This window comes from Candidatus Neptunochlamydia vexilliferae (assembly GCF_015356785.1).
Taxonomy (GTDB): domain Bacteria; phylum Chlamydiota; class Chlamydiia; order Chlamydiales; family Simkaniaceae; genus Neptunichlamydia; species Neptunichlamydia vexilliferae.
This window is the reverse complement of sequence record NZ_JAAEJV010000001.1, coordinates 117,613-141,616: the sequence shown is the minus strand read 5'-3', so window position 1 is coordinate 141,616 and position 24,004 is coordinate 117,613. Positions and strand designations below refer to the sequence as shown.

Genomic DNA, 24,004 nt, shown 5'->3' with positions numbered 1-24,004 from the left:
GATCATGTAGGAGCAATGAATATTTTAGCCCGAGGACTATCGGGTCTTAGCCTGTGGAGTGAGTCTATAGATCTCACATTGAAGCAGGAACCAGCAGGGATTAGCGATAAGAGCCTGCTCCTAGGGTGTATTTAGACAACCTGGGAATCCTCTTCCTTTAGGGAGAGGAGGATGTCAAGAACTCTTTGGTAAGTCACTTCACGGATAATATCGATGTAAGGTCATCAGAGAAGTTTGTCAAATCCTTGGAGAATTACCAAGTAGAAGTTCTTTTTGAGCACATCAAGGTAGGTCTTTCTAGCTTTGCTTATCAAGTCTTTGTGGGGGCAAAAGAGCGGACTTATCAAGCGATGCTTCTTTCTATGCTTTATGGAATGGGTTTTGATCCATTGTCAGAAAGAGCGACAAACAAAGGGCGAATAGACCTCTTACTAGAGATGCCTAAGGCAACTTATATTTTAGAGATGAAGCTTGATGGTTCCGCTCATAGAGCGATCGAGCAAATTCACCACAAAAGGTACTACCAACCCTATATTAATAAGGGAAAAGAGCTTGTTCTTGTTGGAGCAAATTTTTCTTCAGAAGCTCGGAATGTATCCGAATGGAAGGGAGAGCTTTTGTCTGAGTCTGGAGAATTTATTCGTGAGCTTTCTCATGAGATGACCTATATTTCGCTTGCCAATATTTAACGGTTTTGTTAAATATTGAGACGTGGAAAAAGTGAACAGTAACCCATTTAAGTTTGGCAATCCTGTAGAAGGGGACTACTATTTGGCTCGGCCAGAGCTTCACGCAGCCGTGAAGCAGTTTTTGCAAAACCGGATCCATGTTGTCCTTATGGGACCTCGAAGATTTGGGAAAACCTCTTTTGTCTTAAGTCTTTTAAGAGATTTTGAAAAAGAGGGGTATACCTGTCTCCTTGTCGATATTTTTAATATCACCTCTCATCGCGATTTTCTTCGCCAACTCCTGAGAGCCATCCGGCTCAAGGAGGGGCTAAAAGGGAAGTTGAGAGGGTGGTTAAAAAAGCTTGCCACTTGTGTCCCTAAGGTAACGGCTGATCTCGATACTTTTTCTGGGAGTTCTAGCTTTGGTTTAACTCTGGGAAAGTTAGGGGAAGAAGATGTGAAAGAGGCGATTCAAGATCTTTTAGAGGTCCTTTCCAGTCTTGGAAAAAAGGTGGTTGTCGCAGTTGATGAGTTCCAGAAAGTGTCAGAAATCGATGACCAGGGGTGGTTAGAGGCAACCTTAAGAACCCATCTCCAGCGGCTTAAAAATGTCTCCTTTCTCCTCACCGGTTCTAGGAAGGATCTCATTTTGGAGATGCTCAATAATCCTAGTCGTCCCCTTTACCGCTCTTGCCAGACCATCGAGTTTCCTGCATTTGGCCCCGAGTTTGTCGATTGGATTGTGGGGCGGTTTAAAACGATCGGGACATCCTGCAAGTCGGAAGCGATCAAACACCTTTTAAAGCTTGTGCAAAACATTCCAAACTACGCGCAAAAAGTGTGCTTCCACCTCGTTGCTCAAGGGTGCGCCTGTGTGACAGGTAAGGAGGTCGAAGAGGTTTTAGAAAATGTGGTGCGGCAAAATGCTTATACCTATCAAACGCTCATCAGCTCTTTAACCTTGGCTCAAAAGCGTGCCCTTCGCTTGGCAGCTTATGAGAAAGGAGCCTTGTTCAATAAGGAGGTCCTTCAGAAATATGAGATCACAAGTGCTCCGGCCCTTTCCTCCTCAATCAAAGCGCTTAAAGCAAAAGGAATCTTAGACGAAGAGGGGGGAAGAGGAAAGGTTCTTTTTGACGACCCCTTATTTGCCTACTGGCTGAGGCTCTGCTTTAGCCCTTAGTTGGCATAACATAATTCTGAGCAAGCTTTGTAAATGCTGCGACTTGACTCTCTTCCCACTCTTTTCCTTTGCCCAGTTCTTTAGCCATTAGCGCTGCAACCATCGGTGCCACCTTCATGGCAAGGCTAGCGTCAAGCAAAAGAGAGCGGGTTCGGCGAGATAGGACATCTTCGACGGTGCGGGCCATCTCTTCACGTACAGCCCAAACCACCTCCCCCTTTAGGTAGGGGAGTTTGGGGTCAAAGAGCTCTCCCAAGGTAGGATCTTCTTCGATCAATGTTTCGATTTTGGCGCGGTCGGTGCCATAGGTACTCCAAGGATCGAGGGGATCAGCCCCTTCCATCCAGCCATGGAGTTTGAGCGTCTTCGTTTTGCAGGGGATTTCGTCAAAGCCGCCGAGCTGGAGCGCCTTGTCGACGACATCTTCGGCCATCTTTCGGTAAGTCGTCCACTTTCCCCCTGCGATGGTGATGAGTCCACTCTTCGAGACGAGGATCGAATGGTCACGGGAAATGGCTGCGGTCTTTTCGGTTCCTTGCTCCGCGATAAGGGGACGGTGACCGGCAAAGACGCTGAGGATGTCCTCTCTTTTGGGATGTTTGGTCAGGTATTTTCCCGTTTCTTTGAGGACAAAGTCGATCTCTTCTTCGAGGGGCTTGGGTTCCATCTCGGGTTTTTTAACAGGAGTGTCGGTGGTGCCGGCAAGGACTTTCCCGAGCCAGGGAACAACAAAGAGGACCCGCCCGTCGGCGGTGTGGGGGACTAAGATCGCTGTTTCACTATCGAGGAAGCTTTTGTCTAAAACGACGTGGATCCCTTGACTGGGACGGACGATAGTGGGCGCCTGGGGCTCATCCATGTGGCGCACCTCGTCGGAAAAAATGCCCGTCGCATTGATCACGACTCTAGCTCGCACTTCATGGGTATCGCCGGTTTCCTCGTCACGCAAAATGGCCCCTTCAACATGGTCGTTTTTCTTAACCAGGCTGGTCACTTTCATGTAGTTGATCAGGTGGGCCCCATGGTCGGTTGCGGTTTGGGCAAGGGTGATGGCGAGCCTTGAGTCATCGAACTGCCCATCATAGTAGAGGGTTCCGCCATACAGCCCTTCGGTTTCTAGGGTGGGAAGGGCTTCGATGGTCTCTTTTTTTGAGAGGTGTTTGGAGGGTTCGATGCCAAGTTTGCCGGCAAGAAGGTCATAAATTTTGAGGCCAATGCCATAGAAAGGGCCTTGCCACCAGTGGTAACTGGGAACGAAAAAGGCGCGGTGGTAGATCAGGTGGGTAGCATTTTGGCAGAGGCGGCCCCGTTCGCGGAGAGCTTCTAAGACAAGGGCGATGTTCCCTTGTTGCAGGTAGCGGAGTCCTCCATGGATCAGCTTGGTGCTTCGGCTCGAGGTGGCCTTGGCAAAGTCATTTTGCTCGACGAGGAGCACTTTTAGCCCGCGCGAAGCGGCATCAACAGCAGCGCCGAGCCCTGTCGCCCCTCCACCGATGATCAAAAAGTCCCACTCTTGGTCGAGCCCCCCTGTTTCCCTATTCATCTTGCGAGCCCCACAGTTTGGCGCAGGCAATCGCATGTTCCCACTGTTTTTTTTGGTTTGTCCGCTCTTCGTCAGAAAGGTTGGGGTCGAACCGCTTCTCTTCTTCCCAAAGGTTCGCGATCTCTTCTTGGTCCTTCCAGTAGCCAATGCTTAAACCCGCTAAGAAGGCAGCACCCAGTGCCGATACCTCTTTCCACTTCGGACGCATGAGTGGGATGTTTGCGAGGTTGGCTTGTTTTTGCATCAGAAGGTCATCGCGAACAGCCCCGCCATCGACTCGAAGCTCTTTGATCGGAACCTCTTTTTGGATGATATCGAGAATATCAGAAACCTGAAACGCAATGCCATCAAGGGCGGCGCGGGCGATGTGGGCTGCGGTTGTCCCTCGCGTAAGGCCTAAGATCATTCCACGGGTGCTCGGGTCCCAATAAGGGGCGCCGAGCCCAGTAAATGCGGGAACAAAAAAGACCCCGTCCGATGAGGGAACACTTCTTGCGAGTTGCTCTACTTCCCAAGAGTTTCGAATGATGCCGAGAGAGTCGCGGAGCCACTGGACAACAGCTCCCCCAATAAAGACACTTCCCTCAAGAGCATAATGGACCTCATCTCCTAACTTGTAGGCAATCGTTGTGATCAGATGGTCGCTCGAAGGGGGGACCTCTTTCCCCGTATTCATCAAGATGAAACAGCCCGTTCCATAGGTGACCTTTCCCATCCCTTTTTTAAAGCAAGAGTGGCCAAAAAGGGCTGCCTGCTGGTCGCCTGCAATCCCTCCAATTGGAATTTCTGTCGAGCAAACACCTTCACTGCAATCTCCATAGACCTCGCTCGAGCTTTTCACTTCGGGGAGCATCTCCCGCGGGATATCGAGAATGCTAAGGAGCTCATCGTCCCACTTTCCCTCATGGATATTATATAGCAACGTCCGTGAAGCATTGGTCGCATCGGTAATGTGTTGCCGCCCTTCGCTCATCTTCCAAACCAGCCAGCTGTCGACCGTTCCAAAGGCGAGTTCTCCCTTTTCCGCTCGCTTGCGCGCCCCTTCCACATTGTCTAAAATCCACTTCAGTTTCGTTCCCGAAAAGTAGGGGTCGAGGAGAAGCCCCGTCTTTTTCTGAAAAAGAGGCTCATACCCCTCTTTTTTAAGCATTTTGCAGATCGCGGTTGTCCGCCGATCTTGCCACACAATTGCATTGCAAAGGGGCTGCGACGTTTTCCGGTCCCAGACAATCGTCGTTTCCCGCTGATTGGTGATCCCAATCGCCCCAATGTCCCTTAAGGTGAGGCGGGCATGGACAATTGCCTCGGTCATGACTGAGGCTTGCGTGGCCCAAATGTCATTGGGGTCGTGCTCTACCCAGCCCGGCTTGGGGAAAATTTGGGTAAATTCCTTCTGGGCAAGGCCCAAAACTTTACCCTCTTGGTTAATAATCAGAGCTCTCGAACTTGTCGTTCCCTGGTCTAGCGAAAGAATATATTTCATAACAATCCTTACCTTTGGTATACGTCAATACAACTATTTAGGGAAGTCATTATGTCTATTTTTTGGGGAGAACTTTTAGGAACCTTGCTCTTGATCTTGCTTGGGGATGGGGCCGTTGCTAACGTCCTCCTAAAAAAGTCTAAGGGAGAGCAAAGTGGGTGGATCGTCATTACCGCCGGCTGGGGCTTTGCCGTTGCCATGGGGGTTTACGCCGTTGGCTGGGCAACCGGAGGGCATATCAACCCCGCTGTGACCTTTGGCTTTGCCATTGTTGGAAAAACCCCTTGGAACCAAGTGCCCACCTACATTGCTGGTCAGATGGTTGGCGCCATTCTTGGAGCGATCCTTGTCTGGGCTTCTTACTTTCTCCACTTCGAAAAAAGTGACAACAAAACCCATAAACTTCTCATTTTTTGCACCCAGCCCGCCATTCGCGCTAAGCGATGGAATTTTGTCACCGAAGTGATTGCGACTGCTGTTCTCCTAATCGGAGTCCTTGGTATCTTTAACATCCACAATGAAATCGCCAGTGGTGTGGGTCCCTTCGCTGTTGGTCTTCTCGTCTTTAGCATTGGCCTTTCTCTCGGTGGGCCTACAGGCTACGCCATTAACCCCGCCCGCGATTTGGGGCCCCGCCTTGTTCATTCCCTCTTTCCGATCCAAGGGAAGGGGAGTTCCGATTGGGATTACGCCTGGGTTCCCATCATTGGCCCCTTGTTAGGGGCTGCTCTTGGCGCCCTTATCTACCAAAATATCTTAAGCTTGTAACTACTCATCCTTGTTCTTTTGACGCAGCTCTTGGGCTTTCTTGGCTTCTCTAATCATTTGGTTATAAGCACTAATTTCCTTAGTTCCTTCTGTTATTAGCTGCTTAAAGTCTTTGTCCGATAGAGACGTTATACCAAAAAGCTCACTCCCTTGGTATTTAGGAAATGGTGTTTTTTTGCCTTTTATGGTTTTACTATAAGCACACAGGTGGCTGGATGAATACTGGTTTTTTAAGAAGTTTAAGGGTATTTTGAACATAATTTTATCTCCTGTTATTTTTACCCGGAGTGCTACTAACCTCAGTTCAATTGACGGTAGTGGCACTCCGAGGTTTTAGGATTTTCCTTGGAGGCGCATATTATACTAAATCTTTATTTTGATGCTCTATCTCTCACCACATCCAATCAAGCATAAATTTAGCAAGTACAATTTTTAGTCATACCCACGGCGATAAAAAAGTTGAAATAAAAAATAGTCCTTCCTTATTCTTGGCTAAGATTATGAGCTTTCATCTCCAATGTGTTGGAGTTCCGATTCAAATGAAATAATTGATAATAAAAGCAAGGATTTATCAAATGTCTGAAGCATTAAAAACACACTCTATCAATATAACTGGTTTACAGTTGGATTACTACCACTGCATTATCTATAAAAACCCATCTGAAGAGAAAGAACCATCTGAACCTTTTTTTCAAAGAGGAGGAGCCCCTTCAGATATGTCGAGCTTTCTTATTCCTGTTCCACCTTCCCCACTAGAGAGTTGGAACTTTTGCATTATGGGATTTAAGAGAGACATAATAGGGACACCTGTTTGCAAAAAAGCTGTAAAGCTCCAATGGCTTATAAGTCTTACTTCCCCTCTTAAAATCCTTTAAACTCAGCAATGGCTAAAAGGAATTGGAAAGCTTTCTGTTCTTGCATAGAGGGGACGCGGTTTATTTCTGGGTTGCGTTGCAAATTTAAAAGGTCTCTAAGTTCTAAAAAAACCTGTTGAGGCTCACCATTTAAGGCATTAATATGAGCCTTTGTTACAGCTTCATTAAAAATAAAATTTTCGAGTGTTGGCTTTGATAAGATTTCTTTGTATTGGAGCTTTCGAGAGGCTAAGGCTTGTTCGCGGATCAGTGTAGTGAGTGTATCTATAAAAGGTTGAAAGACCTTTTGTAGCTTAGAGATAAACCCCTTTTGTCCTTTATATAAATCATATTTTTTACCAAGAGCCTTGAGCCAGGAAGCAATGGGTTGAAATTTCTCCACAGAGGGATAAGTATAATTGTCTAGTTCATGCCCTCTTGAAAAACTGATTGTTTCAAGTTCCTTAATCATACAAGGAATTTCTTTTGATAGGCTTTGTAAAAATAGATTCACCTCCTTATCAGAAACGGCTTTTTTAGCCTTTTCTGCTTGGGTCATTGCGGGAAGTAGTTTTTCCATGACCCAGTCTTTTGTATCCTTTTTTATATCAGGTAGCTCTTGTTTAAAAAATCTTTCCGTAGCCTGGATAATATTTTTAGTATTTTCATCTGAGGGGTATTGTGCATCTTTTTTGTTGCTCTGATAGCTAGAAGATTTAGAAGTTGGATATATAGACATAATTTCACCAATTTAAATAATTAATTTCGTTTATATTTTATGTTGATTCATTGTTTTTTTTGTATTAATAAAATTAAAGGTGATTTTTATATAAAATTTAAACTTTTTTATGTCTATTGTTTTTTCTGCTTGACAGACCTTTTAACAGCTGTTATAATGGCTCTTAAGAGGAAAAAATAGCAATAAGGGATACTATAATGACTCTTTTCTTAATTACTCCGGGCGAGATGTCAGGTCACCTTGCCAAGAGGGCTCGGGGAAAAAGGCTGGCGCTCAACCTCTCGCAGAAGACCCTTTCGGAGCGTTCGAAGGTCAGTCTTTCAGTGATTAAGAAATTTGAGAAAACGGGAAAAATTTCACTGCAGTCGCTGCTGAAAATCGCCCTTGTCCTAGATGCCCTAGAACCCTTTAAGGATCTCTTTGGGCAAAAAATAGCTGACACATCTCTTGAGACGCTTCTTGAAGAGAAAGAAAGAAAAAGGGGACGGCGATGACAGTCAACAAGCTCTATGTTTACTTTATGCAAGGGGAGAAAAAAATCCCTCTTGGAACGCTTGCCCTTAAGCAAAGGAAAATTCTTTTTGAGTATGCTCCCGAGTTTATCGAAACAAAGCTAGAGATTTCTCCCTTTAAGCTTCCTCTTAAAAGAGGGGTTCAACAAACAGAGGACTTCCTCTTTGAGGGGCTTTTTGGAGTTTTTAATGACTCCCTTCCCGATGGGTGGGGGCGCCTCCTTCTTGATCGTAAGCTAATGACCTTGGGGATTCATCCTGAGACTCTTTCTCCTTTGGATCGACTAAGTTATGTCGGACAGCGGGGGATGGGAGCCTTAATCTATGAACCTGAGATTGAAGGGGCGCTATTTTTAAACCATGCAGACCTTGATGCAATCGCTGAAGAAGCGCGTCAGTTTGAAGAAAATGATGATGACCGTTTTGTAGATGACTTACTCGCAATGAATGGTTCATCAGCTGGAGCACGGCCCAAAATTTTGATCCCCATTAATGGAGAAGATTGGCTGATTAAATTTCGCTCATCGGTAGATCCCAAAGATATTGGTCCTATCGAATATGCTTATCACCTAATGGCAGAAAAAGCGCTTCTAAACGTTCCCGAGGCCAAGCTATTTCCCTCAAGAAAAGGACCTGGTTACTTTGGAACAAAGCGGTTTGATCGAATAGAGAAAAAGCGCGTTCACATGCATACCATGAGTGGCCTTTTGCACGCTGACTTCCGTCTTCCAAGCCTTGACTATAAGACCATTATGAAGGCAACTGCCTTTTTAACAAAAGATCTTGAGGAGTGTGAAAAGCAGTTTAGAGCAATGGTCTTTAATGTGCTCAGCCATAATCGAGATGACCATGCCAAAAACTTCTCATTTCTGATGGATGAAGAGGGGAGCTGGAGCGTAGCACCTCCCTACGACCTCACCTTTTCCTCAGGGCCAGCTGGAGAGCATTCAACCATGGTTGCCGGAGAAGGAAAAACACCAAAGCGCTCTAACCTTCTAAAGGTTGCTGAGCTTGGGTCTATCGCCAAAGAGCGTGCGGTAGAAATCATCGAGGAAGTCGCTTTGGCAACTTCCAATTGGGAAACCTTTGCCAAAGAGGCAGGAGTGAATAAGACCTCCCTTAGCCTCATCAAAAAAAACCTCAGTGCAATCGCCAAAAGCCTGTAGGCATGCATCAAAGTCTATACCCATTCCGACTCAAGATTTGGTTTTCCCCGTGCTAGCGTCTCTAGCTTTACCCCGAAATCTTGAATCGGAATGGGTATCGCACAGGAACTATGCATAGTTGCGTAAATTTTTTTCTTGACCTCTTTAAGGTTTCTTCATAAATTGATTATTACATTTTAAAAAAACTTAGGAGTTAAAGATGTCAGCAATCCCTAAACTTAAAATCGACCTGACCACCTCTTGGTCCCCTGAAAGGGCATATTTCAAAGAATTCCCCTCTGAAAAAGAATACTCTTCGACTTTTCGACCTTCAAAACTAGATATTATGCGTGTAAAGCAGTGGGCAAACCAAAGCGAAGAAGCGGGCTTTAATGAACCACTTAGGCCTAATAGTACAAAACAAAGTATTCATGAATACAAGAATTGGGAATCAGAAGCTTTTTCAGCCTCAGGATTCTACCAAACCAAGTTTTTACCGCTTTGGGAGGTAAGCGAGAAGGATAGGCTCTTTACAACAGACATTTCGATCCTTAAAGACCGAGAGGTATTCAAGCTAGCCATTGTTGCAATGAGAGCTCCGTACATCTCTATGGAAAAGGGTGTCTTTAAGCCTCCATATTCAGCTTACTACAACCCAGAAACGAAAATCTTCGAACTTTCTAGCGCTAATCAATTTTATTATATCGGGAAGTATGAGCGAAAAACAACTCAAATGACGCTCCAAAGAGCTGAGGTTAACTTGCCATTGATAGAAAATACTTTTGGTGCTAATAGTTGGAAAAATACTTTTAATCGAACTGTTACTCCATATCAAGACTTGCCTGATTATTCAGAATTCTTGGATAGGGAAAGATCTCATATTGAAAAATTTTGTGTGGAATTTTTAATACCCAGTAAGTTCGATCGTAATACAGGTCGCCTAAAAGACCGTAAAACTGAGTTTTGGTTTTCTAAATTGAACTCTTTTAGTAGCAATTCAAAAACATATCGCTTCTACCTTAATAAGTATGCCCCAAATATTTCTGGTGCAAAATTCATTAATGGCCATTGGATCTTATTTCGGAAACAATTTGATATTGGGCCAAGGACATATACTGAGAGCATAAAATATATCAGCAGCTTACCTAAGATTAACAGGTACTCATACCGGCCATCCTTTGCAATAGAAATTTCGGCACTATTTATGGCAAATTTTGTATCTACAGGAACAGTGCTTTTTCCTAAGGAAAAAGGCAGTACTTCAAGTCACGAAATTTTTTGCTTGGATTCAGATTTCGATTCGTATAAAAATGAGAAATCTCATCTGTTTGTTAAGTTTAGCGTGGCAGAAGGACTCTCAGTAGAGTGGAAAACTTTCAACCCCACAGAGAACTACTATATGGTTCCTGTGATGCCCTTAGAAAATTAACCCAATTAAGTGAGTAGGAAACATGTCAGCATCTGTTCAAAAAAAAATAGTATCTAGTCAAGATAACCCATTCATCGGTTCAAAGCAAATCCCAAGCGTTAATGAGAAGCTGAGTGATTTTACAAGCCGTTTATCAAGAGACACCTTAACAACTGCTTTTGATTTAAGTCAAAAGAAGATGAAACCTAAAGCAGGAAAGGTACTTCTTGAAGCAATAAAGGTTAACTACACCCTTTTACAATTAACCTTTCCTAAAGGACTCAAAGAGGCGGATTCCAATGAAATCGACTCTTATTTGATCAGGAACCGTCGCCTGAGGAGTCGTGGAAAGATACTTAAGAAGTGGGATGAAGATGGACAAACAGATAAAGTTATTCGTTTTATACAAAAGTTGCGTAAACAAGACCCACAACTTCCTAGTGAACTTTTTTTATCGGTACTATTTCAATGCAACAATGCAAGCGAAGAGCTATATCGTGAGGGTGCCCTCCCTTTTAAGCTTGATAAGCAGGGACGATCCCCTTATCTCCATGCCCTTGATACAGGCAATCATAAGCTGATAAAATTATTTGCTGCTGAAAAGGATTCAAAAAGTGAAATTGTTGAAGCGCTAAACCAAGCCATACAGGAAGAGAGTCTTAGTAACCTCAAGAATTTAGCTGAGCTTATAGATTGCTGGGGGATTCCAGAAGAAGGGATTGATGACCAAATTGAGCAAGCTTTTAAAGCAGGAAAGCATAAAATTACACGTCTCCTTCTAGCTTTTGGGCTAGACCCTAACAAAGAGGTTAATGGGAAGTCATTGTCAAGTTTGAGATCCGAGCTTGACGATACTGTTATGGCGCTTGTTCAAGCAGGTGCTGACTTAAAAGAAACCCAAGAAGGTCTTATTAAAGAGCTTAAAGAGGTCCGTGAGAAGGCGGAAGCCGAATTTCGAGAGCTACAAATTAGACTTGGAAAGGTTGAGGAGATTGTTGATGTTGATTTGAACGATAAGATCCGGGCCTTTTTAGATGACCCTGTTTATGGCGCCTACTACAAAGCTTTTTACAATGGTTTTTCTTCAAAAATGAATAATGAAATTCTTTCTATGCAGGCTTCTCTAGGTAGTTGGACAGCGGCTTCTAAAACTCTTACTACGCAAGCCTTAGGGTTGGTCCCTAAGCTAGTTAAATCTTTGTTTCCCATGCCTGGAGCTTCTTTAGTTGCTTCTTTGGCCATTAAAATTCCGCAGCATTTTATAGAGCAAGCAAAAAAAGACCACCTGAAGGATATCTCTTCAGCGCTTAGTGACCCTCAATATGCTACTCATTTTGTTAGAATTGTCACTTATCGTCTACTTACTTTGTTTAAGGAACAACTGACTTACTTTGATAAGCCTACAGGAGATCGGGGGCATCAGTTAAATAAAAGCGCCATTGAAACTTTTACAAGCAATCTTGTAACGCGTCTTTTTGCATTTATGTTTTATAATGATTATTTTTTTAGAGAGGATCTTTTCTGGGGTGATGAGAATAAGGTAAAAGAAATTTATAGAAGGGCTAACTCTCTGGCTTTATCTGTGACATGGTTTAACCCAAATAAAATGTATCTGTTACATTATCAGAAGCAAAACCCCTTTTTTAACAAAACAATTATACGTCTTCCTACAACTCGAGATAGCTCTCACTACCAAAAATTTAAGCAGGGAGCGCGTGCGACAGGGGGCTTTATTGTAGGTGCTTTTAAGCGCAAGCTTGATATAACGGGCTTTAAGCATGCTTTAAAAACGCTCACTGCTGAAGGGCTTTTGCAAAGGTCTCCTATCTATATTAAGGAAGATCACTCTTACGTTCAGCTTAAAGAAGGCCGTCCTAAGCATTACCCCCGTCTAGAAATTACAGAGTATGATAAGGCCTATATATCAGCAATAACGAAGGATCCTTTACAAGCCCCAGAACCCTTTGAACTGAAAACACATTCTTGGCGATGGTTTTATGGCGATTTATCAGTCCAACAACACAATCAACCAATAATAGACGGCAATTCACCTCAAACCCAAGGAAAGGGATTAAATCAAAGTGGTCTAGTGTTTAATCCAGATGAAGTTAGGAGAATCATTCGTGAAGAAAGTTCCAAGATTATTGGGCAACTTTTGTTAAATAAGCTGGATAGAAAGACAACAGACTTAGAAAATAAGTCTTCTGAAAAAATCAATTCTTATTTGTCACAACTGAATGACTTAAGTCTTTTGGAAGTTGATAAGAGGATGGTAGATGGCTTGAGAAACCGTTTACTTGGTGCAGATCAAGCAAATGCCTTTGAATTTTATCAAACTAAAGTAGCAGAGCTTAAATCGTTGGATCACCCTGAAGACTCTAAGCTCAAGAGATTGATAGTAGAAATCAAGAATTCTTTTTTAGAGGATGGAAAGAAAAATGCCCTTATTGAAGAGCTCAATAAGTTAAGCTCCAATGCTGTAGGAAGCAGTCGAACTAACTAGATACGGTCCTGTATCTCCCCTAGGGCGCGCACATTTTTCTCAAGAACCTTGGTAATCGCCTCGGGGGAGTCCTCTTTGTCAAAGGTAAGTGGGGCTCCATAGCGCACTGCAATGGTTCCCCGTTTAGGAAGTGAGGCCGAAGGAGGCCACAGCTTGTAAGCTCCCGAGATGTAGGTCGGGACGACCTGGGCTCCCATCTCTTTAACGATCATCCCAATGCCCGGCTTAAACGGGGCCAAGGTGCCACTCCGGCTCCGGGTCCCTTCCGGAAAGATGAGGAGGGGACGTCCTTGGCTGAGAAATTTCCCCAAGTTCTTGAGGTTTTCACTAAAGTACTTTTCCCGGTGGAAGGGGAAGATCGGGATCATGAGGGGATGCATCAAAAGGCCTCCCTTTTTCTCCTTTCCAAAGAAGTAGTCGTAAGCGGCGGCGATCAAGATTTTGTTTCGAATCGAGCGAGGAAGGGTGGTGAGGATCGATAGAGAGTCGAGGTGGCTCGAGTGGTTGGCGATAAAAATGGTTGGCTTGTTGAGATCGAGCTTGGGAAAGGGAGCGGTTTTAAAAGAGAGCCATCGTCTGATAAGGCCATGTTGCAAGCAAGAGTGGAAGGCCTGCCTGATCCCACTTCCCACTTGTGAGTAGTAGAAACGGGGAAGGGGAGGAGGCTCTTCTGGAGAGGTGTCTAGCGCTTCTCGCACCTTTTGGATGGTGCATGCGCCGGCAAATAGGGCTTCATCGATGCTTGTTCGAAACTCTGCTTCGAGCTTTAGAGTTAGATCGACGAAATTTAAAGAGTCGAGACCGAGGTCTTTGGTTAGCACCGTCTCTGGAGTCAAGGTGTCGGCGGGGACATTGGCAATGGCTCCGATGATCCTGAGAAGGGGATCTGTGTGGTTTTGCTCAGGAGTTGCGGCGGTTTGCGCATAGATCTTGGGGAGTTGTCCCCTCTTAATTTTAAGAGAGGGGGTTTTGGGGAAGGTCGGCTGAGACCAAGGGACAAGGGCGCTGACCTGCTGATGAGAGGCAAGCTCGAGGTTTGCCTTTTGAAGAAGCTCTTTTAAATCGGTGTCGGCGTTGAGGATCACCCCACCGATCAGCCGCCCCTCTTTCGTCGGATCTTCAAAAACGGCGCACTCTTTAATCGCTGGGGAGCGACTCAAGATCTTTTCAATATCGGAAGGGAAGACATTGAGTCCATTCGAGGTGAGGATCATCTCCTTCAGGCGTCCAACGATATAGAGGTTTCCCTTCTTATCAAAACGGCCTACATCTCCTGTATGGTACCACTCGTCCTCACAAATGATATTTTTTCCCTTCAGCAACACCTCATTTTGCGCGCCGAGTTTCACCTCTTGCCCGGGGAAGGGGCGTCCCACCGATCCCTTTTGCCGTTTTTTGAAGGTGTTGCCCGTTGCAATGCCGCAACTTTCGGTTAGGCCATACCCTTGCGCTACTTTGATCCCGAGGTTTTCCCAGAAATCTTCAACGAATGAAGAGAGGGGAGCCCCTCCGCAGATAAAGGCTTTAAAGTGGCGGCCCAATTTTTTTCGAACGGGGAAGGATAAAAGGCGTCTTAAGAAAAAGGGGAGGTAGCTAAGCCACCGGATGGGTGAATGGTTTTTCTGAAAGTTTTTTAAGATGGCAGGAACGGCAACCACGTGGGTCACCTTTTCCTCTTTCAGAATTTGAGCGATTCGAGAAAAGCGGACCTGCTGCGTGTAGATGATCCGCGCTCCAAAAGAAAGGGTTGCAAGACAGCCTGCCGTCTGCTCCAGCACATGGCTTAAGGGGAGCATCGATAAAAGGGTTCCCTGAAACTTGCTGGAGAGAAATGCCTGAACAGAAGCGATACTTGCTGAAAGGTTGCAGTGTTGAATCTTTATCCCTTTAGGAGCTGCCGTTGTTCCCGAAGTGTAGACAATCTCAAAAAGGTCTTCATCTAAAACCTCCCAATGAGGGAGGACGGGATCCGCCTCTTCGATCAAAGAAAAGAGATCATCGAGCCCCAAAAATGTCCATTTTGGCGCGGTCTCTGCAGTCACCTTTGCAAGAAACTCAGGAGAAGATTTTCGATCGATCGGCACGAGGGTCAAGCCCCCTAAAGCCGCCGCAAACAAAAGGACAACCCACTGGGGGCCATTGTCTGCGCAGATCAAAATCCGATCCCCTTTTTTGCCCCCATTTTCAATGAAGTAGCCGATACACTTTAGAGCGAGCTGATAGAGCTCCCCATAGGTGTAGTGATTGATGCGGAACCGGTGGTAGTAGGTGAGCGCCCTTTTGCTTTCATACTTTTCAGCGATCGCCCTAATCCTCTTTGACAAATCACTCATGGGAGCCAGACCTTTTCGATTTTTCGAGTCACAAATTTCGGGGCAAAGCGGTTTAAGAAAAACTGGAGCCGATTTTTAAAGCTCATCACCCGTCTTTTTTTAGCCAAAAAAGCATCGACCGCTTCGCGCGCCACCTCTTCTGCATGGCGGTAGTTAAAGGTTCCTTCCATCTTAAAATAGCGGAGGGCCGCCCTTCCAATGTCTTTTTGCATTGGGGAGTGCATTGGAGAAGAGAAGTAAGTTGTCACATGGAGGTCCTTTTTCTCCCTTTCGAGCGCTTGAGTCAGAATTTCAAGCGCTGCATAGGTCGATCCGTAGCCTCCCAGAAGGGGATACCCCCCTTGTCCCAAAGGAGAGACGATATTTAAAACCCCCAAAGGACCTGGTTGAGAGGCAAACCACTGCATGAACAGAGTGGGAGCCAAGGTATTCACTGCAAACATCTCAACGAGTTTTTCATCGTCCAAAGAGGTTACCGGCTCCACGTCGACCATTCCCGCGCAGTTGATCAGGCCGCTATAAGTATGAGGCGTTTCCCGTAAAAAGGTTTTGATCGCCTGCCGGTCGGTTAGCTCAAGGGAGGTCTCTTCAAAAGCCTCCTGTTTTGAGAGCTCATCAAGGACCGAGCGGTTGCGACCGATTCCCATCACCTGAAATCCCTTTTCCATAAGGTAAAGGGCAATCTCTTTTCCAAGCGTTCCCGTTGCACCCACAAGGAGGATCCGTCCCTCCCGATCTCGAGGGCTTTTCTCAGGGAAAAAGAGGTGGTGGTTTTTCAGCTCTGCCCCGATCGTTTTCACAAATGTTTCAAGCTCCTCCTCAGTGTTATAAAAGTGGGGAGAAACTCGGACGTAGTCACTCCGCGCCGTGACGGTGATTTTTTTTGCTGCGAGCTTTGCTGCAAGTTTTTTCGGGTGGACCTTTTCGGGGAGTTTAAAGGTGACGATGGCCCCTAGCTCTTCATAGGGAACGAGAGGGTCGAGTCTTTCCGCCAAATAGCGGGTATTTTTCTCAATCTGCCCATAGATATGATCCCAACCAAACTCCTGAAGTTCGGTTAGAGAGGCGTGAAGCCCTCCAATCGAGACGATGTTGGGGAGGCCCGCCTCAAAACGGGTTGCTTCATCCGCAAACTCGAGGGGCATCCTCTCAAAATTTTCTGGGTAGCGGACACTGGTCCACCCCACAAAGGGGACATGGACCTTATCGATGAGCTCCTTACGGATATAAAAATAGCCACACCCGATGGGGCCAAGGAGCCACTTTTGAGCCGCACCCACAAAGAAGTCGACAGGGGACTCTTTGAGGTTGATCGGGAAAGTGCCCACCCCTTGAATCGCATCGACGCAGCTGATGATCCCCCGCTTTTTACAAAACTCTCCAAAAGCCTGCATGTCATGTTTTTTTCCCGTCAAATAGCTGACGAGGCTCACAGAAATGAGGCGGACGCCCTCCAGGTTTTCCCTTTCCAGCACTTCAGTAAGCGACACATCATGGGGAATATCAAAAAAGGAACACTCAACCCTCTTGATATTTTGCCAGACGTAGCGATTTGAGGGGAATTCATCCCGCGGGATGAGGACCCGGTCTCCCGCTTTGAAGTCAAGACACTGCGCAACCAAGCTCAGAGATGAAGAGGTGTTCGGGGTAAAAGCCAGTTCACCAGGGTGGCAGCCCAAAAGGTCGGCCAAGAGGCGACGGGTTTGCTCCATGACGCCGAGGGCTTCATAGAAATGCTTTCCAAGAGGTTCTTTCATTTCCCCACATAGCGCTTGCATTCGCTCAATTGTGCGGTAGGAGACAGGTGCCGTTGCCGCGTGGTTGAGGAAAATGCCCTCCTTTAAAACCGGATAGTAATTAGATGGTGTCATCGTAAGATTTCCCTTGCCTTAGCTTTTCCTATGGAAAATTTCTGCGTTACCCTGCTTCGACAACCCACAAGGGGCTGCCTCCATCGGGTGCTTTGAACTTTTCTCATAGGAAAACCTCTTTCAAGTGAAAGCTTAAGACGACACCATCTGTCACGCATCACGATACTTTAAAATTTCGCGCGACTCTCAGAGCCAAAGTCAAGAAGCTGCCGATCACCACCCAGACGAGGAAAAGGAAGATGAAGTCGAGTCCCCACCCAAAGCTTGAGCTCAATAGCTGGAGGATTGAGAAGATTCCTAGGGCAACGACCCGGTCGGTTTGTCCAACGGGGCCAACACTTTGGATCTTTTTTCCAGCTGTTAAGCCAATCAGGCCGAAGAAAGTAACCGCCCAGCACATTGCCAGAGCAATTGCTCCGATCTTCAAATACTCAGGCGCCGAGAAGACGACCCCTAGCATCAAGAGGATGTCACAAACTTCAGGAGCGATCCGGTTGATCATCTCACCCATGGGGGAGCTCTTCTGAAACTTTACAGCGATCAACCCATCCATCGTTCCCACGACCATCCGCACTAAAATAAATAGAGCGCCTAACAAATAGAGGAGAGGAGCGCTTGGAGCAAAAAAGTAGAGGAAAGCAGTGACCGCCCCAATGGGGACTAAGGACCAGCTGATCCGATTTGGACTGATTTCTCTGAAGAAGGGGATAAGAAAACCGATCATTTTTCTGAAAGGGTACTTGAGATTATAAACACCAACATCCATAATAAATCCTTTGTTAAACAACTTACAATTATGGCAGCAGCATGTTAAAAATGTCAATGTTTCCCCTTCTGACACCCCCAATCATCTGGGCATTTATCGGAATTCTCAGCCTCCTTTTAGCCTTTCAAGTTTTTGTTTGGGTGCGGGGGAAAACAGAGCGATTTAAAGACCTCCAGCCCCGACTGACCGCTTGGTGGTATATTCTAGGAATTTTTTTGATCGCCTTTCTCACAAGACAGTGGTGTTTTATCCTTCTTTGGATGGGGGTGAGTTTTTTAGCTCTCCGCGAATTTTTCAATGCCATTCCGACCGACGAGGAGCACAAACAGGTCCGTCTCTGGCTCTATCTTTCGATTCCGGTGCAATATGCCTTTATCCTCATTGACTACTACAGCCTCTTCCTCATCTTTATCCCGGTCTATGTCTATCTCCTCTTCCCGGTTCGGATGATTATTGTGGGGAAGACCGAACATTTTCTCCAATCGATGGGCTCCTATTTTTGGGGGATAATGATGGCGGGGTATAGTCTTAGTTACGTTGCCTACCTGGCTCCGTTTTCAAGCCGGATGGGCTTTAAGGCGGGACCATTAGGGCTCATGATTTTCCTCCTAGTTCTCACTGAGCTCAATGATGCAGCGCAGTACATGTGGGGGAAGCTCTTTGGGAAGCATAAAGTTGTCCCCAAGATCAGTCCCAAAAAGTCTGTAGAAGGGCTTGTCGGCGGCATCATCACGACAAGTCTTTTAGCGATGGTTTTTGCCCCGTTTCTGACGCCCCTGACCCTTCCCTGGGCAGCGCTTGTTGGTTTTCTCATTGGAATTGGAGGTTTTTTCGGCGATGTGACGATGTCGGCGCTAAAGCGGGACATGCATGTGAAGGATTTTGGGACCCTTCTGCCAGGTCACGGCGGATTGCTTGATCGGGTTGACAGCCTCGTCTTTACCGCACCCCTCTTTTTCCACCTCCTCTACTGGAAACTGGGGTAGAAAAAAAAGCCTTTGCAAAAAAATTATTAGCATTGCTACAATTTTTTTGGTTTTTAGGAGGCTTCTATGCGCAAGTTGCTACTCTTTTTACTTCCCTTTTTTCTTTTTGCAAGAGAAGAAAACCCTTATGAAATGGCGGTTTTTGGTGGGGAGCCGAACTCCATTGTTGCAGGGTGTGTTAGCGCCATTACGGGTGAGTTTTTCACCAATACCGAGGATCTAGTCGTTAGGGGGCACGAACCTATCCGGATCCAGCGCCGTTATTACTCTAGAAATGACAGAGGGCATTTTGCTGGGTGGAACTACAGCTTTAACTATTTATGTGCCTCTTTGATTATAGGAGCTTGGCTAGAAATCCCAGAGAAATCAGGAATACGAGTCACTTACTGTATTGATCCCACGACTTCACAGTATAAGCCTGTCAAAAACATTGGGGGATTGAGCAATTGTCCAACAGGGGAGCTAAGTGCTCGCCTCAACGTCTATAATAACAGAGCTAGCCTTAGTAAAAATAAAAAGCAGATCACTGTCCAAGGGGCTGATGGATCAATAAGGCGGTATGAGACAGATATTGATGTTAGTCGACTGCCACCGCTCTATCCTGGATTGGTTCCATATCGTTTAGTATCTGAAGTTCTTCCTAACGGAAATAAAACCTACTATCAATGGGTAAATCTTCATGGAGTATATGAAGTTAAAGAGGTGAGAACTATCTCACCCAAAGGAAAACTGTTTGCAAAGGTTGGTTTTTCTTATGACAAACCCGATAAAGATCATCTTTATTCTGTGACCGTTAACAGTAGCGACCACAGAAAAATCTGTTACCGGTTTAACCCCCACTTTAAGCACAAAAAGAAGCGGTACCATATTTTAAAAAATGTGACATTTTCAGATCGTCCAAGGGAAGAGTATGACTTCTGGGGAGCAGAAAAAGGAGGAGTACTCCTTTCTTGGAAGCAGTTGCCTGACGCCCGTAATCTCAATATTCATCACTACTGTCTTGGGAGAAATAACGGGTTTAATATCAACATAAGAGAAGACAATTTTCGCTACAAAAAAGTGAAAATTCTTATGCGGCCCGTTGGAGAGGATAGCAAGCTTGTTCCTTCTCACCGTTTCTTCTACCGTCCAGGGAAATATAAGGAAAAGGGGGGACATACCAGTGTTTACGATGCCTATAACAACCTGACGCGCTACCACTATGATAAAAACTTCCGTCTAACACGGGTTGAGCGCTGCATAGGAAAAACAGAACTCTTTTCCCAAGAGCTCTATGAGTGGGATGCTAAAGGGTGGCTCCATGCCAAAACCCTTCTAGGAAGAGACCATCAACCCCTCCTTCGGCATGTCTACCATTACGATCAAAAGGGGAATGTTGTGCAAACCGATCAAGTTGGCGACTTTACCGGCAGTGGTAATGAAGAGACCTTTTCGGTTGCACGCACCTTTTATCCCAACCTCCTCCTCAAGACCGAAGAGTATCCTAATGGGAGAATGGTTGAATATCACTATGAAGGAAATACCGATCTCCTCACCGCCCAACTCACCTACCATGAAGGTATTCTTAAAGAGAGAATCTTTTATGCCTATGACGATACGATCCTCATAGAAAAGGTCCATGATGATGGAAACGCCAAAGAGAAAGACAACCTCTCAGGAGTGACTCAGAGGTTAATCACCCAAATCACTCCAAGAGAAGAGAGCCCCTTTATCGGATTTCCCAAAGTGGTCAAAGAAAGCTATTACGAGCCCCGAACAGGGGAAGTCTACCTTCTTTCCAAAAAGGAGCTTCAGTACAACAAGCATGGCCAAGTTATCCTGGTCAATCATTACGATAGTAACGGAGACTTTGCTTACGCCCTCATCTACACCTATGACGGCCGAGGGCGTCTTGCCACCCAAACCGACCCTCTTGGTCGAGAGCGCAAGATCGATTATGATGCCAACGACAACCCCATTATCGACAACGACCCCAACGAAAACTTCTTTACCCAAACTGCCTTCGACTACTCCAACCGTCCCTACAAAGCCGCACACATCAACCCATCAGCAACCCAAGCCGTCACCTGCCAATACAACCACCTTAGCCAAAAAATCTCCACTATCGACAACCAAGGAAACACCACCCACATTACCTACGATCCCTTTGGACATCCAACCCAGACCCAACTCCCAGCCGTCCAAGGCAAGCATCCCCTCATCAAAAACACCTACAACGCGCTTGGAAAACCCATTACCCAAACCGATCCCCGTGGTCACACCACCCACACCACCCACACCGCCTACACAGCCCAAGGGAAGCCCTACCACATCATCCATCCCAACGGAGACGAAGAGCACTACATCTACACCCTAGAGGGCCATCTCAAAAAGCACACCAGTCCCGGGGGAACCGAGACCCACTACACCCATGATGCCCAAGGGCGCATCACCTTCAAAACCATCAAAAAAAACGGCAAAGACCACTCCACTGAAAGCTACACCTATAATACCTTCCATCTCATCAAGTATACCGCGCCCGACGGAGTCGCTACCCACTACACCTACAACGGCGCTGGGCAAAAGATCCAAGAGCAAACCCTAGACCGGATCACCACCTACACCTACGATCCCTTGGGCCGCCTAGAAAAAACCATACGCGGCCCCCAAGTGCACATCACAAAGTACGACCTGCTCGATCGGCCTACCCTCGAAGAAGAGCGTGACCTCGAAGGCACCCTCTATAGCTACACCCACTACACCTACGACGGCTTCAGTAATAAAGAAACCCTCACCAAAGAGGTCCATGTCGGAAAAGCCGTCGAAACATACCATTACGATCCCTTCAGAAGACAAACCCTCCACATCGATCCCCTGGGCCATGAAACCCGCACCACCTACGACGATCACTACGTTGACACCCATGGCCAAACCGTCATCAAAAAAACGACCCGAGACCCTCTAGGGCATCTCACCATCGAGATCTACGATCCCCTTGGGCGCCTAGCCACCCTCCAAAAAATCTCCAAAGATACAACCCTTCTCCTCACCGAAACCTTCACCTACGACCTATCCGGAAACAAAATCGCCCAAACCAGCCACTTTTCTGGCAAAACCATCACCAAAACCTGGGAATACAATTCCCTTAACCAGCTTATCGCCCTCCACGAGCCCCAAGGCAAAACAACCACCTACACCTACACTCCCGATGGACATCTTAAGACCCTCACCAAGCCCGACGGTGTCACCATCACCTATACCTATAACGCCCTTGGGCAACAAACCTCCATCAAAGCTCCCCACATCCACTACACCCTCACACACGACGCCCTTGGGAACATCATCACCTCCACCGACCACATCCATAACCAAACCACTACCCGCACCCATAACCACTTCAGCCAGCTCCTCACCGAGACCCTTGCCAACGGCCTCTCCACCCGCCGCACCTACGATACACTCGGCCGCAAAACCCATCTCTACCTGCCCCGAGCCACCGTCCACTACCACTACGATCCCTACCATCTCATACAAATCACACGTCTCACACCCCAAGGCGAGCCCCTCTACACCCACACCTACGACGCCTACGACCTTAGCCACAACATTCTCCAAGAAAATGAAACAACCCACTACACCTACGACCTCCTTTCCCGTTCTGTTCACATCGAAACCCCCACCATCACCCAGTCCATTCCCCACATCGACCCCAATGGAAACATCTATACCTATATCCGGAACGACGAAGTCACCGCCTACGACTACGATCCCCTTAACCAACTCATCTACGAGAACGACACCAGCTACACCTATGATGCACACCACAACCGCACCTCTAAAAACGAAAGATCTATTCCTCTGAATGATCTCAATCAAATCGCCACTCACCACTACGATCTTAATGGCAATACCCTTTCCGACCATTCCGCCCGCTACCGCTACGATGCCCTTGACCGCCTTATCCGTATTGAAAAAGGTTCCCAAGCCCTCGCCCTCACTTACGACTCCTGGGGCCGTTGCCACACCCACACCACCTCCCTCTACCAGTACCAGCAATGGGTACCCCAAACGCCCAAGCCCCTTCTCTATGACGACCAATGCGAGCTTGGGATCTATCCCCACCAGCTCCGCATCCTTGGCCAGGGCCAAGGAGCCGAGATCGGAGCCACTATTGCCCTTGAGCTCAACCAAAACATTTATTTTCCTACCCATGACTTCTTTGGCAACATCATTTCGATCGAGCCCCAAGATGCCCCATCCCTTTGGGGAACTTTTTTCGGTCCCCAAAAAGAGAGTTACCACTTTACAGCCTTCGGAGAGGAAAGGTCTCACTCAGATCTGAACCCCTGGCGCTACCAATCCAAGAGGCACATCTTCCATCTTGTTCAATTTGGCCGTCGTCTCTATGATCCCCAAACCGGCCGCTGGCTCTCACCCGATCCCAAGGGTTTCTCCGAGGGTCCCAACCTCTACCAGTTCCTCCTCAACAACCCCCATCTCACCTTCGATCTCTATGGAGAGGCTGTAATGCCGCCCCACTTTAGAGCTTATCATTCAGGTACCCTTAATCACATAGCATCTGGAGCCAACGCCATTTTACAAAACCCCCGTTTCCAAGGAGCATGCCAGGCCTTTGGCGGCCTCACAGAGATGACCATTGGAGGGACACTTGCTGTTGGTTCTGGTGGCCTAGCAGCTCCCGCAGGTTTTTTCGTTATAGCCCATGGGCTCGATTATTTCATTACAGGAGTGCGCGCGGTTATTTCGGGGGAGTTTGAAGACACCGTGACAACACAGCTTTTACAAAAAACAAGCCTATCGCATAATATGGCAACTAACATAGACAATGGGATAAGCCTGATAGGCAGTATGGGAAGTATGGCGCTCATTAGAAGGGCAAGCCAGCTTTCTTTTCCAGCCTTTAAGCTGCCAGATAAAACGCTAACCTCTTCATTGTCTAAAGAGCTGCCCCATAGAAAAATTGGGAGAAGGAATAGATTTGTTCCTAATCCTAAAGCGAAAGGTCCACATACAGTATTTCGAACAGATCTTTCTTCAAGGAGAGTAACGCATTATGAAACGTTCCACCCTCAAACAAACCCTTACGATCCAAAGCCTTGGGAAAGCTTGAAGCGATATGACGGCATAGGAAAAAGTCACCGTAACAAGATATTAAAGATGGATATTAATACACCTCATATTCACGATCCTCAATACCCAGGGGGTATTAGATATCCAAAAGATTGGGAATTAACAAGGTAAA

General features: G+C 46.4%; 17 protein-coding genes. 10 read left to right on the top strand and 7 right to left on the bottom strand.

Annotated features, from left to right (window positions below; translation table 11 throughout):
* The first annotated feature begins 185 nt into the window (after positions 1 to 185).
* Entirely contained in the window at positions 186 to 689 is a 504-nt protein-coding gene (locus NEPTK9_RS00590; RefSeq protein ID WP_228546933.1) for a PD-(D/E)XK nuclease domain-containing protein, read from the top strand.
* A gap of 31 nt (positions 690 to 720) precedes the next feature.
* A complete protein-coding gene (locus NEPTK9_RS00585) occupies positions 721 to 1,851 on the top strand; it encodes an AAA family ATPase (RefSeq protein WP_194846880.1) in 1,131 nt (376 codons plus the stop codon).
* Here NEPTK9_RS00585 and NEPTK9_RS00580 read toward each other — a convergent pair.
* Both NEPTK9_RS00580 and glpK read right to left on the bottom strand, forming a co-directional pair.
* Positions 1,841 to 3,394 (bottom strand): glycerol-3-phosphate dehydrogenase/oxidase, encoded by a 1,554-nt coding sequence (locus NEPTK9_RS00580; protein WP_194846879.1) that lies wholly within the window; start codon positions 3,392 to 3,394, stop codon positions 1,841 to 1,843. The two genes, NEPTK9_RS00585 and NEPTK9_RS00580, sit on opposite strands and share 11 nt — an antisense overlap.
* Entirely contained in the window at positions 3,387 to 4,877 is a 1,491-nt protein-coding gene (glpK, locus tag NEPTK9_RS00575) for a glycerol kinase GlpK (protein ID WP_194846878.1), read from the bottom strand. Before glpK ends, NEPTK9_RS00580 begins: the two co-directional genes overlap by 8 nt.
* A gap of 51 nt (positions 4,878 to 4,928) precedes the next feature.
* Between glpK and NEPTK9_RS00570 the strand changes: the two genes are divergently transcribed.
* Positions 4,929 to 5,645 carry an MIP/aquaporin family protein gene (locus NEPTK9_RS00570; RefSeq protein ID WP_194846877.1) on the top strand — a complete coding sequence of 239 codons (717 nt, stop codon included), beginning with the start codon at positions 4,929 to 4,931 and terminating at the stop codon, positions 5,643 to 5,645.
* Here NEPTK9_RS00570 and NEPTK9_RS00565 read toward each other — a convergent pair whose 3' ends face one another.
* A complete protein-coding gene (locus NEPTK9_RS00565) occupies positions 5,646 to 5,903 on the bottom strand; it encodes a hypothetical protein (RefSeq protein WP_194846876.1) in 258 nt (85 codons plus the stop codon).
* Positions 5,904 to 6,220: 317 nt separating this feature from the next.
* Between NEPTK9_RS00565 and NEPTK9_RS00560 the strand changes: the two genes are divergently transcribed.
* Positions 6,221 to 6,520 carry a hypothetical protein gene (locus tag NEPTK9_RS00560; protein ID WP_194846875.1) on the top strand — a complete coding sequence of 100 codons (300 nt, stop codon included), beginning with the start codon at positions 6,221 to 6,223 and terminating at the stop codon, positions 6,518 to 6,520.
* Here the strand turns inward: NEPTK9_RS00560 and NEPTK9_RS00555 are convergent.
* Positions 6,507 to 7,238 carry a hypothetical protein gene (locus NEPTK9_RS00555; protein ID WP_194846874.1) on the bottom strand — a complete coding sequence of 244 codons (732 nt, stop codon included), beginning with the start codon at positions 7,236 to 7,238 and terminating at the stop codon, positions 6,507 to 6,509. The genes NEPTK9_RS00560 and NEPTK9_RS00555 overlap by 14 nt on opposite strands.
* A 197-nt stretch (positions 7,239 to 7,435) precedes the next feature.
* Here NEPTK9_RS00555 and NEPTK9_RS00550 point away from each other — a divergent pair, with 197 nt between their 5' ends.
* The 4 genes from NEPTK9_RS00550 to NEPTK9_RS00535 all read left to right on the top strand — a co-directional run bounded on the left by NEPTK9_RS00550 (position 7,436) and on the right by NEPTK9_RS00535 (position 12,806).
* A complete protein-coding gene (locus NEPTK9_RS00550) occupies positions 7,436 to 7,732 on the top strand; it encodes a helix-turn-helix domain-containing protein (RefSeq protein WP_194846873.1) in 297 nt (98 codons plus the stop codon).
* The gene (locus NEPTK9_RS00545) at positions 7,729 to 8,916 is read left to right on the top strand and encodes a type II toxin-antitoxin system HipA family toxin (RefSeq protein WP_194846872.1); all 1,188 of its coding nucleotides are present in this window, start codon (positions 7,729 to 7,731) and stop codon (positions 8,914 to 8,916) included. The genes NEPTK9_RS00550 and NEPTK9_RS00545 overlap by 4 nt, the downstream gene beginning before the upstream one ends.
* 199 nt (positions 8,917 to 9,115) lie before the next feature.
* Positions 9,116 to 10,324, top strand: coding sequence for a hypothetical protein (locus tag NEPTK9_RS00540; protein ID WP_194846871.1), 1,209 nt, complete (start codon positions 9,116 to 9,118; stop codon positions 10,322 to 10,324).
* 22 nt (positions 10,325 to 10,346) lie between these two features.
* A complete protein-coding gene (locus NEPTK9_RS00535) occupies positions 10,347 to 12,806 on the top strand; it encodes a hypothetical protein (RefSeq protein ID WP_194846870.1) in 2,460 nt (819 codons plus the stop codon).
* On the opposite strand, the gene NEPTK9_RS00530 is transcribed toward NEPTK9_RS00535, so the two are convergent.
* The 3 genes from NEPTK9_RS00530 to NEPTK9_RS00520 form a co-directional block, all read right to left on the bottom strand.
* Positions 12,803 to 15,139, bottom strand: a complete 2,337-nt coding sequence (locus tag NEPTK9_RS00530) for an AMP-binding protein (RefSeq protein ID WP_194846869.1) — start codon at positions 15,137 to 15,139, stop codon at positions 12,803 to 12,805. The two genes, NEPTK9_RS00535 and NEPTK9_RS00530, sit on opposite strands and share 4 nt — an antisense overlap.
* Entirely contained in the window at positions 15,136 to 17,010 is a 1,875-nt protein-coding gene (locus NEPTK9_RS00525; RefSeq protein WP_194846868.1) for an aminotransferase class V-fold PLP-dependent enzyme, read from the bottom strand. Before NEPTK9_RS00525 ends, NEPTK9_RS00530 begins: the two co-directional genes overlap by 4 nt.
* 157 nt (positions 17,011 to 17,167) lie before the next feature.
* Positions 17,168 to 17,776, bottom strand: coding sequence for a CDP-alcohol phosphatidyltransferase family protein (locus NEPTK9_RS00520; protein ID WP_194846867.1), 609 nt, complete (start codon positions 17,774 to 17,776; stop codon positions 17,168 to 17,170).
* Positions 17,777 to 17,817: 41 nt separating this feature from the next.
* Between NEPTK9_RS00520 and NEPTK9_RS00515 the strand changes: the two genes are divergently transcribed.
* Both NEPTK9_RS00515 and NEPTK9_RS00510 read left to right on the top strand, forming a co-directional pair.
* Positions 17,818 to 18,762, top strand: coding sequence for a phosphatidate cytidylyltransferase (locus NEPTK9_RS00515; protein ID WP_194846866.1), 945 nt, complete (start codon positions 17,818 to 17,820; stop codon positions 18,760 to 18,762).
* 66 nt (positions 18,763 to 18,828) lie between these two features.
* Positions 18,829 to 24,003, top strand: a complete 5,175-nt coding sequence (locus tag NEPTK9_RS00510) for an RHS repeat-associated core domain-containing protein (RefSeq protein WP_194846865.1) — start codon at positions 18,829 to 18,831, stop codon at positions 24,001 to 24,003.
* Position 24,004: the final 1 nt, after the last annotated feature.